General features: G+C 41.1%; 12 protein-coding genes, 1 pseudogene and 1 riboswitch. Of the genes and pseudogenes, 1 reads left to right on the forward strand and 12 read right to left on the reverse strand.

The window, feature by feature from the left end:
• Window positions 1–205: 205 nt before the first annotated feature.
• From HPS54_RS04660 to HPS54_RS04690, 7 genes are read right to left on the reverse strand one after another with little or no spacing between them, the layout of a single operon-like run.
• Complete coding sequence (locus tag HPS54_RS04660) at window positions 206–1,723, reverse strand: ATP-binding protein (RefSeq protein ID WP_172344304.1); 1,518 nt, start codon at window positions 1,721–1,723, stop codon at window positions 206–208.
• Between the two features lie 15 nt (window positions 1,724–1,738).
• Entirely contained in the window at window positions 1,739–2,209 is a 471-nt protein-coding gene (locus HPS54_RS04665) for a hypothetical protein (RefSeq protein WP_172344305.1), read from the reverse strand.
• A complete protein-coding gene (locus HPS54_RS04670; RefSeq protein WP_172344306.1) occupies window positions 2,209–3,285 on the reverse strand; it encodes a hypothetical protein in 1,077 nt (358 codons plus the stop codon). The genes HPS54_RS04665 and HPS54_RS04670 overlap by 1 nt, the downstream gene beginning before the upstream one ends.
• 51 nt (window positions 3,286–3,336) lie before the next feature.
• Complete coding sequence (locus HPS54_RS04675) at window positions 3,337–6,732, reverse strand: type I restriction enzyme subunit R domain-containing protein (protein ID WP_172344307.1); 3,396 nt, start codon at window positions 6,730–6,732, stop codon at window positions 3,337–3,339.
• A complete protein-coding gene (locus tag HPS54_RS04680; RefSeq protein WP_172344308.1) occupies window positions 6,729–7,937 on the reverse strand; it encodes a restriction endonuclease subunit S in 1,209 nt (402 codons plus the stop codon). Before HPS54_RS04680 ends, HPS54_RS04675 begins: the two co-directional genes overlap by 4 nt.
• The gene (locus tag HPS54_RS04685) at window positions 7,934–9,943 is read right to left on the reverse strand and encodes an HsdM family class I SAM-dependent methyltransferase (protein ID WP_172344309.1); all 2,010 of its coding nucleotides are present in this window, start codon (window positions 9,941–9,943) and stop codon (window positions 7,934–7,936) included. The genes HPS54_RS04680 and HPS54_RS04685 overlap by 4 nt, the downstream gene beginning before the upstream one ends.
• 3 nt (window positions 9,944–9,946) lie before the next feature.
• Entirely contained in the window at window positions 9,947–10,159 is a 213-nt protein-coding gene (locus HPS54_RS04690; RefSeq protein ID WP_172344310.1) for a helix-turn-helix transcriptional regulator, read from the reverse strand.
• Between the two features lie 159 nt (window positions 10,160–10,318).
• Between HPS54_RS04690 and HPS54_RS04695 the strand changes: the two are divergent.
• Window positions 10,319–11,312 (forward strand): annotated as a pseudogene (locus HPS54_RS04695) (virulence RhuM family protein).
• A gap of 52 nt (window positions 11,313–11,364) precedes the next feature.
• Here the strand turns inward: HPS54_RS04695 and HPS54_RS04700 are convergent.
• The 5 genes from HPS54_RS04700 to HPS54_RS04720 form a co-directional block, all read right to left on the reverse strand.
• Window positions 11,365–11,613, reverse strand: coding sequence for a hypothetical protein (locus HPS54_RS04700; protein ID WP_216653032.1), 249 nt, complete (start codon window positions 11,611–11,613; stop codon window positions 11,365–11,367).
• Window positions 11,613–11,717: riboswitch (SAM-I-IV-variant riboswitch) on the reverse strand. Its footprint overlaps the gene before it by 1 nt.
• 161 nt (window positions 11,718–11,878) lie before the next feature.
• Window positions 11,879–13,291, reverse strand: a complete 1,413-nt coding sequence (locus HPS54_RS04705; protein WP_172344312.1) for a sensor histidine kinase — start codon at window positions 13,289–13,291, stop codon at window positions 11,879–11,881.
• A gap of 5 nt (window positions 13,292–13,296) precedes the next feature.
• Entirely contained in the window at window positions 13,297–13,986 is a 690-nt protein-coding gene (locus HPS54_RS04710) for a response regulator transcription factor (protein ID WP_172344313.1), read from the reverse strand.
• Window positions 13,987–14,068: 82 nt separating this feature from the next.
• Window positions 14,069–15,364: an NCS2 family permease gene (locus HPS54_RS04715; protein WP_172344314.1), complete on the reverse strand. Its 1,296-nt coding sequence runs from the start codon at window positions 15,362–15,364 to the stop codon at window positions 14,069–14,071.
• Window positions 15,365–15,395: 31 nt separating this feature from the next.
• On the reverse strand, window positions 15,396–16,802 hold the full coding sequence (locus HPS54_RS04720; protein ID WP_172344315.1) for a DNA recombination protein RmuC: 1,407 nt from the start codon (window positions 16,800–16,802) through the stop codon (window positions 15,396–15,398).
• Between the last annotated feature and the right edge of the window lie 31 nt (window positions 16,803–16,833).

Raw genomic sequence — 16,833 nt, forward strand, 5'->3', positions numbered from 1 at the left:
AAAAGAAAACAAAAGAAAGTAAAATCCTGATTTCCAAAATGAAATCAGGATTTTTTATTTCTCTTTGGAAATGGGAAATCAGAACTTACCCCATTACTGCAAAGCATATTGACCACTACAGACAAAACACCAGAAACTCCTAGTATACAAAATAAAAAAATAGAAGTGCCATTTTGAATACGAATATATTACATAAGCAATAATTCTATTTGATATTATTCGTTAGCCATTCTTTAGCCACTTCTGTCAGTCGGTATTGTTGTTTTGGGTGCTTCGGCTGATTTGGATAAAGCCGTTCTATCAATCCTTCTTCCAATGCGGGATTAATATATCTTTCACGAAAATACTTTAAGTCTTTAATATCACATATATCCGCCATATTCCTCATTGTCATGTAAGAATCTTCCATTTTTTGAATAAGCAGTTCCACTTGAGGGGTACTTAGGGGATGCTTAGGGGGTACTTGAGGGGTACTTAGGGGGTATTTGCCCCCCTCTGTTATCTTTTTGTCCTCTTTATCATTCTCTATGATATCAGATTTGAAATCAGGTCGCTTGAACGTGATTGTAACGAAGCCCCCATCAGAAGACCATGTAGGAGTTTCCACTCCTTGCGCCTGACAAGCATCCATGATACGCCTTGCACCGCTGCCCCAATTTTCCAAATAAGTCATCCGATAAAGAGCTTCCGCCACTTTCAAGTTATGGGGATATGACTCGTGTGGTTCCTTTATGTTTTCAGGTGTTATCTGAGGTGGAAATATGCCTGGACTTGCAATTTCTATACGGTCATCATAGATGGCAAGACTGATAGTCAGATTATACCTCTCCCAATGACGATGGCAAAGGGCATTGATAAGAGCTTCTCTTAACGCATGATAAGGCACTTCAAGCTGTTCTTCTCGTTCCAAACTATGGTTAGTGATTCTACCGCTAAGAGATAAATGCTTGAAACAAAATGCGACTCCGGCATCTAAAAGTTGGAAGAAGTTGCCTTCGGCACGTTGATTATCACGGAACATATTTTTATTCGTACCTACAAACCGCGCCATTCTTAACGTGAACTGAGGATATTCGTCTATATTATTAGAAAAGAGTAAGACCGCCCCGTTTGTCGGCACACCATTCTTAAGCAACTTCCATTTTGACAGAATATCTCCTGTCGGCTCATACAATGCAGATTCCGGAATGCGCCCGCCATCAATACCTCGACGGATGCAATTACGGATTAGATTCTCGTTAAGGTCTGCTAAAGTTACCCCATTAGCAGCCAACCTTTCCCACGCATACAACTGAGGTTGATGTGCACGGATACGCTCATCATACATATCTTGCGGCATCACCTTCGTGGTGCTCTCAACTTTGTAATAGGGGCAACCGTGGAATGTATGCGGACGCTCGCCCCAGACCCAACCGTCAAAGTGTATGGCAATAACTTTGTTGCCCGGGTGCTCCGGTACATCAACATACGCTACCCGCACATCTACAGCAGGTTCCAACCCAGCCAAAGCCTGAGCAATCTCCTGTTGTGTCTTGTCTGTAACTTCTTGTCCAATTATCTTCAGCGACTTAGGTGCTACACCGAAAATCAGCCAACCGCCTTCTGTGTTCAAGAAAGCACATGCCGAGTGCATACCGTCTTTCAACTCTCCGGTAGTCTTTTTCAGTTCCAGAGTCCGCGACTCATCAGCAGACACAAGGTTTTTTATATCGTCAATTATCATGTCTTTATAATAGATTTAGTATACATGAAATGTATTCTTTAAGCGTTGCAGTTCCATTGCTAAAGACGGATTATGAATAGACGTTGTTAACTGAAAGTACAACTGAGATATATTGGATTGTAAGGTAAAGGGCAATGATAGAGAAGATACCTTTTCTGAGGAAAGAAAGGAATTAATAGAGCTAATTGCCAAATATGCCATAGAAAACATACTGTTATTTTGCAACTCAACAATAGCTAATTGTATAGCATAATTAATTGCACTAATGGTATAATTATCTCGGTCATTTTTAAAACGAGCAATTTCATTTTCAATACTATGTTTCTGTATGAGATTCATATACGGATTATTTGCATTATAGAGAGAGTATTGATTGTTTATCTCCATCAATTTCAATTCAAACTCTTTCTGAGAAATTTGAGATTGAGATACCCTTGCCTGCATAAGAGCATCGGAAGAACTTTTATATAACATATTTGCATCCATTATCTTTGCTCCTCCTTTCCTTTAGATTCTATATTATTTGTTGATTCTGTTTTATTTGAACTCGTTTTGTTATCGGCTTCTGTAGAAACAGGGACAATTCCATTATTAGATTGTATTTCATTTATATATGTACTTGTCTGAGTAATCAATTTGCTCATTTGATCATTAACATCTTGAAATTGCCTATTTTTTTCATTTAGCAACAGCTTTATCCGTTCTTCATATTCTTTAGATATTCGTTGGAATTCTTTGTCCAACACTTGTCTTTGCTCATCGAAGTTTCTCAGTAAATTACTGCTTAACTGTTCAATTTTATCACTTTTTTCCATAACAACCAAAAATGTATCATTTATTCTTTCTTGTTGTTTTTGAATAAATGTATTCACTGTCGCTTCTGTATTTTCTATTAATTCGGTTGTCGTATTCTTAAGTTTTTCAACTTCTTTCTCTCCATCGCATTTGAGTTGCTTGATATCTTTGACCCCTTCATTTCCTTGCTGAATAAGTTCATCCATTTTGAAAATAGAATAAAAACTGAATACAAGAAAAAGTATAGTCAAAATCGCAGCCCACATGGTAATATTGCTATACTCATGCTCTATTTTATTTAAATGAAGATCTATCATAGTTTTAGTTTGCCCATTAAGTAGATCTCGTTCTATCCCTAATAACAGAGAATCACGTTGGATTTTTGAATCATATTCCTTGTGAAAGACATCAAGGTTTTCAAAATGGATAGATAATAGGTTTGATAACTCCTTATACTGAGCTTTAGATAAAGTTCGATTGCCCTTTAACGATTGTTTTATCAAAGAGTCCGCCCATATCCGGGTATTACATTCTAATAGTTTGCATGTTAACTCTTTGTTGTATGTAATCAAATTTACATATAAACTATCCGCTTTCTGAATATGCTCGGTATGACACTCTTTTATTTTTTCTTGTGACTCCAATAGAGTTTTATTTGATGAGAATAGATATATAATAAAAGCACACACCATAATTAGCAAGACTATTAAAAACAACGTTCCTTGCTTTATATCTTTAATTTTAAGCAGAGTCTTTATTGTACACATATGATTTTTGTTATATCCATTATATTTAGTTCTTTATTCTTTTTACTTGTTTTATAATTCTGCCACCATTAATGGATAATCATCAATGGCTATTTCATAAGGCTTTACAGATGAAACTTGAGGCATTAATACTTCCGTCTTAAACTCTTCAAGAAACATTTCTTTATTTTCATCAATAAGTTTTCTGACTTTAGTATCACTTGTCTGACGAAGATAGCGTCGTAAGAGCTTGTTGTACTCTTTCTCGATATCATCACGGGTAAAGTTCGGACTTCGCAACATTGCCATGAACTTACCATCTTCACGAAAGAAATCAAACAATTGTTCCATTTGCCCGTACCAAAACTGCATTTCTTGTTCACGTTCCTGTTCCGTGGCATTCATTCTGGCAAGTTGTTCGAATATTCCAACAAGTCCTGTGGAAGTCCCCTTCTTGCAGGAAGGAGATGTAGCCACCTCCTCCCCATTCGGTTCACTCGGTTCTTCTACTTCTATTTCTTCACCAACAAGAAGTCCTAAACTTCCATCAAAAGATGTAGATATAGAACCAAGTATACTTTTATTTTCAAACATAGACCGATATATGTAACAGTATCTTTGCCAAAAGTCAATGAATTGTGCATCGCAAAATTTAGGTTCAAGTTCAATAACGCCCTGCAAAAGTAGCAACCGTGAATTATATCGTCCTATTGTTTTTCGCAAAGCCTTTGCTGTGTCATCGGCATGGTTTACGTCAACCGATTCGTTCCGCGCTTCAACATCTTGAACATATTGGGCATGAACATCCACCATGTTTTTTATCCATAATCGAATATCGGCATCCATATCAAGACAAAGTGCAGCATTGACTTCTTTGTTTGATAAGGATGCGCAATAGCGGTTATACCATTTTATGTATATCGGTTGCAACAACAAACTTTTGTATATCTCTTCAATAACAGATTTTTCACGTATTGGATCAAAATCAGTTATGGCAATACCACAAAACTCTGCAAAGGCGTCTCGGATATTCTTTTCATTTACATTTTCAAATGAAAAATCTACAATGTGGCATTCTTCTTTATACTTTGTAGTGCGGTTGACACGCGAAATCGTCTGAATGGCATTAATGCTACGAATCTCTTTATCAAGGAAAAGCGTATGTAATTTAGGTTCATCAAAACCTGTCTGTAATTTATCGACTACGATGATAATGCCGTTTTTAGCCGTCTTGAAATTATCAATAACCTTATCTTCCGCAATCCCATTATTCATCGAAGAACACTTCTCATAGTTTTGATTGTCCGAATAGACTATTGAAACAGGTGCATCGGCATATTTTATAAATGCTCCCGTTGCAGTCTTTTCCATCATAATTTTACGTATAGCCTTGCAGTATTGTATGGCAATAGGAATAGAACTGACCGCAAGCATTGCTTTGCCTGTACCTCTGATTTTACCATATACTTGTGACAACAGGCGATTGACTATAAAACATGAAATAGCCAATATTCGTTCATTGTTTTCATAAACCTTGCGTTTAGCGATTGAGACCTTTTCGTCACTTCCTTCTTGAATAGCTCGGACAACAGCCTCGGACAACGCCGTAGGCATGTCAAAATACATTTTTACATTGACTGGAATAATATGTTTTGTCGGATCAAGTATATATCCATCAGCAATAGCATCTTTCATTGTGTAAGCATCAAACGGCTTCCATAATTGATTAAAATTGCTTCCCCGATGAAATTCTCCGAAACGTGCCAAAACTCTCGAACTTGGTGTTGCTGTGAAACCGACAATCAAATTCTTCTTTACAGAACCACGGGTAAGAAATCCTCCATTTTCGTCAAAGATATCCTGTAGTTCATCGAAAGCCGAAAACATCTCCTGATGCACATTGTCGGTATTTGAACGATGCACCTCGTCAATGAGAAATGCAACACGAAGATTCTTGAAGTCCTTGTCGGATTTGGCTATCGCATTTTTAAGTTCCCAAAACTTCTGTATATTTACTACAATGATTCGTCTTTTATCGCTAAGTGCTTTTATAAAGGAATCTTGGTCGGTAACCTCTACAAACATTGCCTTATCAATGTTCATATTGAGCATCATAGAATCAAGTTGATCCCTAAGTTGCAAACGGTCAACCACAAGTAGAATTTTGTCATAGACCCATTCCCCATTGTAGCGCATATCTTTGAGTTGTAATGCAGTCCAACCGATGATGTTGCTTTTACCGAAGCCTGCAGCATATTGCAGCAAAAGAGAATAGACATATTTATTGTTGCAATAACTATCTCTTTCTGTTACAATCCGCTCAATCAAATTCTGAGGGGCATTCATCGCCGTCAGTTCCGAGCGAAGTTTCTCAATGAAATAGTTTGGTTCGCCTTCATGGTCAAGAAATTCCTGAACTCGTTCGAGAATACGGTCACAACCGAATTTCTGTTTAGGGCGTGGGCATATCAATCGCCCTGTTTTATCTTTGTATTCTTTCTTCTGTACTTTCCTGCCGTTCTCTGTAGCGGTTACAGTCTTGTAGGTGTAAGCCATAAAGTTATAATAGAGAATTTCTTTCTCTATCATTTTCTTGGAGTAAAGCGAACACATAGCTTCTTCAAAACGTATGCGAGGGGCTACGTCTTCTCCGGCAATAGTCGGTAACGGTTTAAATACATTTTCTACAACCGGTCGATATGAAGATATTGAAATCAGATTTTCCTGAAAACCTTTCTTTGCTTCATCAAAAAACTGACCGGGATTGCGAAGAATGAACGTATTATAAATGTCAGTCGTAACCAAATGTATAGACTTTTCAAACGGACGCAACATCGTACGGCGCAATGTCTGCTGCACATCGTTGCCCTTGGCTATTTTTGTGTATTCCCAAATGGCTTCCAAATAGTCTGTAATAACTTTATTACGACCGTTGGTTCGCGCAGTCTGATTTGTAAAATTGCTTTTCAATTCGGCATAGCCTAAGAAGATGCCATTGATAAAAAAGGATAAGTCGGGACGAAATGCAAAAACTCTCTTTCCTTCATGATGGAAAGTATATGTCATTTCCTCCACCGCCGAAAAGATGTTTTTTTCAAAATCCTCATCTCCTCTGAGTTCTGTGCCACTGACATATAATAGTTTCAATGTTTCTCCCCCAAAAGAGTAAGGTTTGTTTTTTGTGGTGCTGTTAAGGAATATGGCAACATTGGCACTCGCTTCTATTTTGTGACGAATGTCATCCATTATATCACGAAGTAATTTCTGCTCATCACCTCCATATTCACTACGTCGCAACAGATTGTTCCATGCGGTGCGTGAATTCTCCTTCAAAAATTCTTTTAAATCGGCAGGAATGAACAAATCCGGTGTGACGGCATTATTTTTCACCTCACGAAATCCAAGTCCATCACTACGGCGACAAAAAAAATCCATTACATATTCTCCTTGCAATTCAAGCTCTATCATGCTTCTAAGGTGTTAATGGCACGTTTGCCGGTTACTACTTCATTTATCAGTGAGCGCTTAAGCTCCTTCAAACGCTCGATTTTAATACCTATCTTTTCTATCAAAGTATCAATCTTACCGCATTTATCATCAAGATAAGCTGCAATTTGTTTTTGCTCAGCATAAGGAGGTACGGCAATTTCTATATTACGCATAACAGAATAGTTTGTAGTCCATAAATCTGCAACAATCCCTTTGCCATTCCTATAAAACTCTTCAATCCAATCATTGCAGCGAAAATAATAGTTTACAAAAGTTGGATCAATATATTTAGGCTCCAACACAATGTAGATAAGTGATACGGAACCGTCCATAGGAGATATGCCGCAAGAACCCTTTCGGTCACTTCTAGAATTTACAACAAAATCTTCTTTACACACCTTTTTACGTGTATCGCCCACTGCTGTTGATTTGGCAACATTTTCCATTTGAGGAACAACACCTTTCTTTGATACAGATAAAGGCATAAAATCATTTTCAGAAACCTTTTCATTGCGATAATCAAAAAAATTTCTGATTCGCCCAATTTGCCAATGAACTGGTATATAAAAGATCCATCTTAATCCTGATGATTTTAGTGAAATATCCAAATTGATTCCACGAGTTACCGCACGATTAATAATGGAGCAACGTAAACGTTTATAAGCGTCAACTTTTCGCTCCAATAAATCTATCTCACACCCAATCTTTCCACATTTCTTATCCAAATATGAGGCTATCGTCTTCTGAGTAGCAAGAGATGGTAAATCAAATTCAAAAGTATTAATAGCTCGTGGACTTACTCGTTTTAGACCACCAACACCACACATAGAAGCGCATCCATTATCTATAAACCGTTTGGAACATACGAGATAGAAAATATATCTCAAAGAAATGTTTTCTTTGGGGCGAAGTACGTTAATCTCGGATGAACCAAAACCGACTCCATTAAGGAGATTTCGAGCAATCGCAGTATTTAGATTCTCAAAACATGGAGTAACTTTCGCAAATAATACATCATTATTACCGAAATAAGTGTATTTGCCTTTTGCTTGTGAAAATGGAATTGAATATGTGCGTAGTACATCATACCTCAAACATTCCATCGGAGAAAAAGAAACTTCTTCGTTCTCCAAATCCTGTCCTGAATAAATGGGATTTAAAATCGCGATGTCTTTGATTCTCATAAGTTCAAATCCTTTTCAAGATTAGCAAGTTCTTTATCTATCTCTAAAATTTCTGTGAGAATTGAATCAACGGAGTCAATCGTTTTCGGTACATAAAATTCTTTGTTGAAGTTAACTTCAACGCCTACTGTGTTGTCAAGAAGACAATAAGGCTTAAAGATATACCGTTGCATAAACGCAAGAATATTCTCATTGTTTTGCTCTGAATTAGGATTATATGGGATAATTTCCGTATCCTTATATGTTGAATCTGAAATCTTTGCGGTACACGTCTTGTCACCACTGCGAGTTTTGCCATAAGAAACTGTTAATGTTCCATAGCCAAGAGTTTCATGCACACCTGTCTCTACGGAGGTACGCATAATAGTACCATCAATCTTGTCAACCCAATAGAAAAATTCGGGAGTACTTACAATAGTTGTTCCTGAAATTTTACGTATGGCTATCATTGCATCCTGATTTTGCCATTCCGTCTCATCGTTAAGCGGCCATTGCCATGAACCAGACGAATAGACTGCAATAATGTCGGCATCATTTATTTTGAAAATTTCACCCGGACATCCAAGCGATTGGCTAACATATCGTCCTTTGCTATCTATATTAGTAAGCCTAATATGCTGTTTATTAAAGTAGAAATGCCATTTATCAAAAACCTGGGCAATATCGCTATCTTGAAAATGTACAAGTGCGTCAACTATTTGCCGGCGATGGTCAGGATTCATCTCCTTACGTTTAGAACCTTTGTTCTTCTTCAGCGGTTGCCACAGGTTTGAAGCATTAATCAGAATTACCTTATCTTTATGTTCGATAGGTTTGTTTTTATTCAGAATCCAAAGATAAGTAACAATGCCCGTATTGAAAAACTCATCAGAAGGCATTTGTATAATGCCTTCAATCCAATCATTATCAAAAAGGTACTTACGAATATTGCTTTCACCACTGCCCGCATCACCGCTAAAAAGGGAACTGCCATTGTTTACTTCAACAACAAGACCGCTATTCTCATGAAGTTGCCACGCGTTATGTTGAAGGAATAAAAGTTGACCGTCACTCACAGAAGGCAAGAAGGCAAACTGTCCGGTCTGGTCATTACGGATTTCTTTTTCATAGCCTTTCCATGGAATACCGTATGGAGGGTTTGCAACCACGACATCAAACTCCTTGCCTTTGAATGGCAAAGTCGTCAATGTGTTACCATATTTGATTTTTGCATCTTCACGAAACAAAGACTCGATTTTAGCTAAAGCATATAGTGCATCATTCCACTCACTACCATTAGCCTCAATATATTTATACCCTGCATTATTGAGACGGTCAGAAACCCCAAATAATAGGTTTGCACCACCGCAAGTGGGGTCATATAGATGTACATAGTCATTGTGAGAAACTTCAATCTTGGCAGATACGATCTCTGCAATCAACGATATAATATCTTCCGGTGTATATTGTTCTCCGGCTGTATCTGCTGAAATATCAGCCCATTTGCGTTTGATATGCTCTTCAAGAGTGGTTATATCGGAGTTATTATAAGGAGAAAGGTCTATTTGTGCCCATTTAGTGACATACTGCATAAGTACGCCTTTCTTACGAAGTTCCGCAACAATACCTTCAAGATTCAGATATTTGCTATCGTCCGTACCACGCTCAATACCCAGCAGTTCTTTCAATTTACCATCAAAGCCAACAATATAATTGCGAAAATCATCTTCAAATGTCTTGTCATTATTGCAGATGTCCGATAATGTCTTACCATCCTTAACGATGTATTCATTGTAGCCACAATCCATATCTTTGAATGCCTCTACAAACTTATCGGAATTATTTTCACGATTTATCCCTTCGGCTTGTTCAATCTCAGACATAGCATTACGCATACGCCCTTCAAGCATTATTAAAGCAAAGAAAGGCATCATATATTTTGGAAAATCACTTTGTTTGATTCCTGTTGAGATAAGAAGGTCTGCACATGACCATATATCCGATTCGTATGATAAAATATCTTTCATTGTTTACTCATTATTACCGCCATTGATAAGTTGGCGAGGATCTATATTCAAAAGTTCAGCAATTTTCATAAGCATATCAAGAGAGGGTTGCATCTTGTTGGAACACCATCGCGAAACGGTTGCCTCATTCTTACCGACTTGCCCCGCTAACCATTTCCCGGTTTTACCATTCTCAACTAACACAACCTTCAACCTATTTATTTTTTGCGATTCCATACGTCTTAATTTGCCTGTTAATTACAATACTTTGATTTACTATGCAAATTTAGCGATATTATCTGAAAATACGGCTTAAGTCTCAGAAAAGTAGCATAAACGCCCTTAAAACCAAGTATATTGAGTATATTTGCATTCAAAGAGAAGAGAAACAAGCCAATGAACGAAGAGAACAAAATAATACTCTATCAGGACGATAACGATATAACTCGTGTGTCTGTGCGCTTTGCTGATGAAGAATTGTGGCTGACTCAGGGGCAATTAGTTGAGATATACCAAACAAGCAAATCAAATGTAAGTGAGCATATTAAGCATATATTTGAGGATGAAGAGTTAGCAAGGGAGGCAACTGTTCGGAAATTCCGAACAGTTCAAATAGAAGGTTCTCGTAAGGTTGAACGGGAAGTGGAGCACTACAACCTTGACATGGTTATAGCCTTGGGCTATCGTGTTCAATCTCAAGTAGCTACTCGTTTCCGCCGCTGGGCAACACAACGGCTTCATGAATATATACAAAAGGGCTTTGCAATGGATGATGAGCGTTTGAAGCAAGGTGGCAACCGCTATTTCCGTGAATTATTACAACGCATCAGGGATATTCGCAGCAGTGAGCGCAACTTTTATCAACAAGTAACAGATATATGCTACAGCCACTGACTATGACCCTCGCGACGAGATGACGAAGATGTTCTTCGCCACCGTACAAAACAAGTTGCATTATGCTGTTCACGAAAATACGGCAGCAGAAGTAATATACAACCGTGTGGACAATGAGAAGCCGTTTGTGGATATGACGAACTTCAAGGGAAACTATGTGACTAAGGATGATGTAAAGATTGCCAAAAACTATTTGTCTGATATTGAACTTCAACGTCTGAATCTGCTTGTTTCCGGTTTCTTGGACTTTGCCGAGTTCCAAGCGTTGGAAATGAATCCGATGACAATGAAAGATTGGATAGAGGCACTAGACAACCAAATCATAGCACACAAGCGAAAGGTTTTGATTGGCAAGGGAAACATTTCGCATAAACAAGCGATTGAGGAGGCAGAAAAGGAGTTTGAAATCTACCGCAAACGCGAAATGGAACTGCTTGAAAGCGATTTTGATAAGGAAATCAAGAAGTTGAAAGACAATACCAATAAAATCCGATGAAACCAAGAGCAGACAGTATCATCGGATTTGTATATATTCGCTTTTAAATTACCTATTCGGCAATAACCAAACAGTTATTGTCCAGAACAACATGCCGAGCGAATGAAATGGACTTGCCGTCATATACCGCTGACACGTCAATACCGCGACAGATGAGTTCTTTGATGAGAGCCATATCGTAGGCTGCACGCACAGAGGCCCAACCACGATTGCCTACCTGACGATTGAATGATTCAATAAGAGATTCGAGGGTTTCCACAGCAAAACGAGCTGCAAAATCATTGAAAAGAGAATTGTTCATAATGACATTGTTTTTGAAGTTAAACTTTATCTTCCACATCGTATCTTTACCACCGTGGCTGTCGTGCTCGGTTGGTGCAAACTGAACTGCTCTTGATGTTTCGTGCACAAAAGTAATACAATTATTCGATATATAAGTAAGTTTGGTGCTTTTTTAGTGTTAGTTGTCATTCTGTTACTGTCTTTGTGCACGAAAACCTCAGAGAAAGATATGGAAAATAAGCGGAGACATTATTTCCATATCCTTTTGGCATTCTCTATAACAGTTATCTTTTCATAATTGAAAAGACAAAAGAAAGCCCTCCGCCCGGAGTCTGCATTGCATTGATTGTACCTCCGTGCAACAATACCGCGTTCTTTACTATTGCAAGTCCGAGTCCCGTCCCACCCATTTTACGGCTTCGCCCTTTATCTACACGATAAAAACGTTCGAATATGCGTGGAAGATGTTCAGTCGGGACACCACATCCGTTATCACTGAATGTGAAAATCCATTTTGCATCTGTTTCTTCTGCCGACAACGTTACAACGGTATCTCGCCCGGAATACGCAATGGCATTGTCTGTAAGATTACGGAAAATACTATAAATAAGCGAATGATTTCCACGAACAATAATACCATCGGGAATAAGATTTCTGAACATCATGCCTTTGTCCGATAACATCAATGCCGTTTCGCTTTCTATATCCGATACAACAGACGATACATCTACCGACTTAAATTCTATCATATCCGGGGCTTCGTCAAGACGGTTAAGCACGGATATATCACCAAGCAAAATGGTAAGACGCTCTGCCTGAGTCTTGCAGCGTTGTACAAACTGCATCCGCGTATCTGCATCCATGTCCGGATTTTCCGCTATGGTCTCCATATAACCAAGAATACTTGCCACGGGGGTTTTCAACTCATGTGCCATGTTCTGTGTAAGTTGTCGCTTCAGCTCGTCCTGTTCTTTTTTGGTGTGTTCCAGTCGCTTGTATATTTTTATTATACGCTCGGCAATCTCGCCAAGTTCATCATTTGGGAAAGCGGCAAGGCCTTCTATTTCAAGACTTTCGCTGTTCACGGCACGTTCGGCAAATATGCGCAACTTGTTGATATTTGTACCGAGGCGATTGACAAAACGATAAAGGACTACAACGAGAACCAGCATTGCAATGACGGCAAACCATATATAATGAGAATCCGACTGTAACGATTTCAACAAATTATTGTCGTAAGGCAATGCGGTACGTATTATGATATTTTGTTTCGGGAAATATGTAGCCGAATAAAAGTAATAATGGTTCATCGTAGAACTCATGCGGCTGATGTTCATCCCTTTGCCATACTTTAGCGCGTCTTTTATCTCATTGCGATCTGCATGCAACTCCATTCCGCCATATTTACGCCGCATATTGTCATACAACACGTGTCCTTTTGTATCAGTCAACGTTACACGAAGCCCGTTGATATGATGCTTGGCTACATACTCATCAAGCACCTTATCAGACACAGCCCCGGCATATGCCAAAGACTCTGCCATGCGTGCATTGTAGTCCTGAAGTTTTGTGTCGAGAACATCGGTCTTATAATGTTTCTCGCGCGACTGTTGAAAAATCATGAACGACACGGCAAACACTACAAAAACGGCAAGTACGCAAACATACAGCTTTATCCCTACGGAATTTCTCTTCATCACAATCAGCCTTCAAAGATATATCCAAAACCATGACGCGTGACAATGCATTTCGAAAAGCGTCCTATTTTCTTACGCACCCTTGTCATATTGACATCCACCGTACGGTCAAGCACAATAACATCCTTGAGCCATATACGGTCTATCAGTTGCTGACGTGAGAACACACGACCGCGTTCCGACAACAGAAGACGCAGTATCTCGAACTCAGTCCTTGTAAACGGAACATCCTTACCGTCCACACACACTGTTTTCCTGCCTAAGTCAAGCAACAGACCGTCGTATTCCAATATATCGGCATGACCGGCAACCTGTTTCTTGGATGTCCTGCGCAACACAGCACGTATCCTCAGCATCACCTCGCGTACGGAAAACGGTTTGGAAATATAATCATCGGCTCCCAGTCCAAAGCCCGTTACCGTGTCATTCTCCGTGTCTTTTGCCGTCACGAAGATCACCGGTATATGCGCCGTCGCCGGATTTTCTTTCAGTTTCCTCGCCATGACAAATCCCGACATGCCGCCCATCATGACATCAAGCAACAACAAATCAAAGTTCTCCACATCTTTCCCGAGAGCCTCTTCCGCAGACGATGCCGTCTCTACATCATATCCTTCTGCACAAAGATTAAACTTCAATATCTCGCAGAGATCCTCTTCATCATCCACGACAAGAACCTTATACTTATTCTCCATTGTCTGTTGTCACCATATTGTTCATATCTGCAAAGATAAGGATATATATTATTAAAGATGTTACAATAACATTAAATTACGCCTACAGCATTTCCTTAAGCAAAAAAAGGAACGACAGGATATACATCGACAGACTTAGTTCGGAACGCTTGCCTGCAAAGAGCTTTATTATGACGAACGACATCATGCCGAAACAAATGCCGTCGGCAATGCTGTAAGTAAGAACAATCATTATTATCGTGATGAATGCAGGCAACGCCTCGGATATGTCTTCCAGGTTTATCGATGGTATGGATGATATCATATATACCCCCACAAGAACAAGACATCCCGATGTAGCGGCAAGAGGTATCAGGAGGAAAAACGGAGAAAGAAACAATGCCACAAGAAACAGCAGTCCCGTAACGGCGGATGACATGCCTGTACGACCGCCGGCTGCGGCTCCCGAAGTGCTCTCTGCCATGACCGACACGGCAGACAATCCGAAGATGCTTCCTACCAACGAACCTATAGAGCATGCCGCCAAAGCTCCCTTTATACGCGGTATGCTGCCGTCGGGCGACATCGCTCCGGTGTTTGAGGAAACGCCTATCGCCGAACCGAGGGCATCAAAAACGTTTATTATAAGTAATGTGAAGATAACTATCACCACCTCAACGAACCTCGTGCTCATAAAATTAAAATGGAAATGGACCGGCATGACGAAATGTGGCAGCGAAAAGGGCAGGAAACCATCGGGAACAGTCGTCACGCCCAACGGCAGACCAATCAATGTGCACGCCGCAATGCTGTAAAACATAGCTCCGCTCACCTTACGCACCGTCAGTATGCCGCTGAGCAGTATGCTGAGCATGCCGAGCAGCGCAGCAGGGGTGAACTCGCCCAACTGAACAAGCGTGCTCGGATTGGAGACAATGATGCCTGCATTTTTCAGTCCTATGAAGGATATGAACATGCCTATGCCGGCAACAAGCGCATGACGCAGACTCGAAGGAATAGACTCTATTATATGCCTGTGGACATTAGCCAGAATAAGGACAAGAAACACGGCACTCTCGACAAACACTATGGCAAGCGCTTCCTGATACGAATATCCCATCGCCTGCACTATGGTAAACGCGAAGAAAGCATTAAGTCCCAGTCCGGGACCCTGTATGAACGGCTGCCGCGCCCAGAATGCCCCGAGCAAGGTTGTGAGTCCCGTAACAAGCGCCGTGGCGGTAAACGCCCCCGCCCTGTCTATGCCTGTGGTTGCCAACACCGACGGGACGACGGCAAGTATATAACAAACGGTAAGAAATGCCGTCACTCCGGATGTCACTTCCGTACGCACGCTGTGCGACGCGCTGTCAAAACCGAGCAAAGAGAATATCTTCATAATCGTTGTCTCCTATGTTCTGTATAATATGTCATTCTTCTATTTCAGGAACAGGATGCTTGGGATTTTCCTTCGCTCCCATCTTAATAAGTTCCTTTGCCGGAACAAACAGGCTCTGATTGCCTTTCAGTACAAGACTTGCCTTGTCGAACGAGGCGGCGGCAGTCGTCAGATCCTTGCCTATCTTCTCGAAGCGCTCGGCAAACAGTCCCACACGGTCTACCAGCTTGTTTGCCAGTCCGAAAACATGTTCCTGGTTTTCAGCCTGCCGCTGCTGTGTCCACGCTATCTGGAACATGCGCAGCAACGCGAACAGATTCTGCTCGCCCGTTATCAGCACCTTGCGCTCAAAGGCATAGTTCCACAGTGCGGCATCGCCATACACGGCAAGCTGCATGGCAGCCTCGTGTGGAACAAACATCACCACAAAATCGAGCGTCGTGCCTCCCTCCATGGAATACTTACAGTAGTTTTTCGCAGCCAGTTCCTCGACATGCCGCCGCACGCTCCTCACATGCTCGTCCAGCCAATGCCTGCGCTCCCCGTCGTTATCGGCGTTCATGTAGTTTACGAACGCCGTCAGCGAAGCCTTTGAGTCTATCACAACATCCTTGCGATCGGGATAGTGCAGCACCACGTCGGGGCGCATCATGTCGTTCGTGTCGTCATTGCGTATCACGTTCCCCTTTGCGTCGCGCATGGTGTATTGCACATCGTATTCTATTCCTTTGGTAAACCCGAACTTGTCAAGGAGGTCGTTCAGCTTCATCTCGCCGAAGTCTCCCTGCATCTTTGGACCCGCCTGCAACGCTTTGGACAGCTTTTCCGCCTCGGCGCCAAGCGTTGCCGTCGTCTCGTACATCATCTTGAGCTGCTCGCCGAGCGATGCCGTGCTGCGTGTGAACGACTCGCGGTTGTCGTCCATAGACTTCTTCATTTCGGTCATCACCGCCCTGAGCGGAGCTATTATCGCGCCCATCTGCGTGCGGTTCGTCACGTCCAGCTCCTCCGCCCGCTGCTTCAGGAGCTGTTCGGTTGCGGTCTTGAGACGTTCCTGCACGAGGTCGAGCCGTTCGGCAAGCTGCTTTTCCGTCAGATTGCGGTGCTCGGTAATCTCGCGCTCATGCCGTGCCGCCATTTCCTTCATCATGGCGGCGTGCTGCTCCTTCAGGTCTTCGGTCTGCCGGGCGTGCCGACAGTCTATGTCTTTCATCTGTCCGGCATGCGCCGCCCTTAGTTCTGCAAGCTGCTTTTCAAATCCGTTTCTGATTTCCTCCGCACGTATGTTTGCAGCGTCAGCCCTGCCACGGTATTCAACGACATCGTTCTTCAGACGCGCGTTGTCGGCGTTTGCCTGCGCGACGCGGCGCTGATAAAAGGCGGCACATGCCAGCATGCCGGCAAGAGCGCCACACATTATATATAATAGTACTTCCATAATCTATAGAAAACAGTTCTTTTTCCGATTG

The sequence above is a fragment of the Xylanibacter caecicola genome (genome assembly GCF_013166515.1).
GTDB classification, from domain to species: domain Bacteria; phylum Bacteroidota; class Bacteroidia; order Bacteroidales; family Bacteroidaceae; genus Prevotella; species Prevotella caecicola.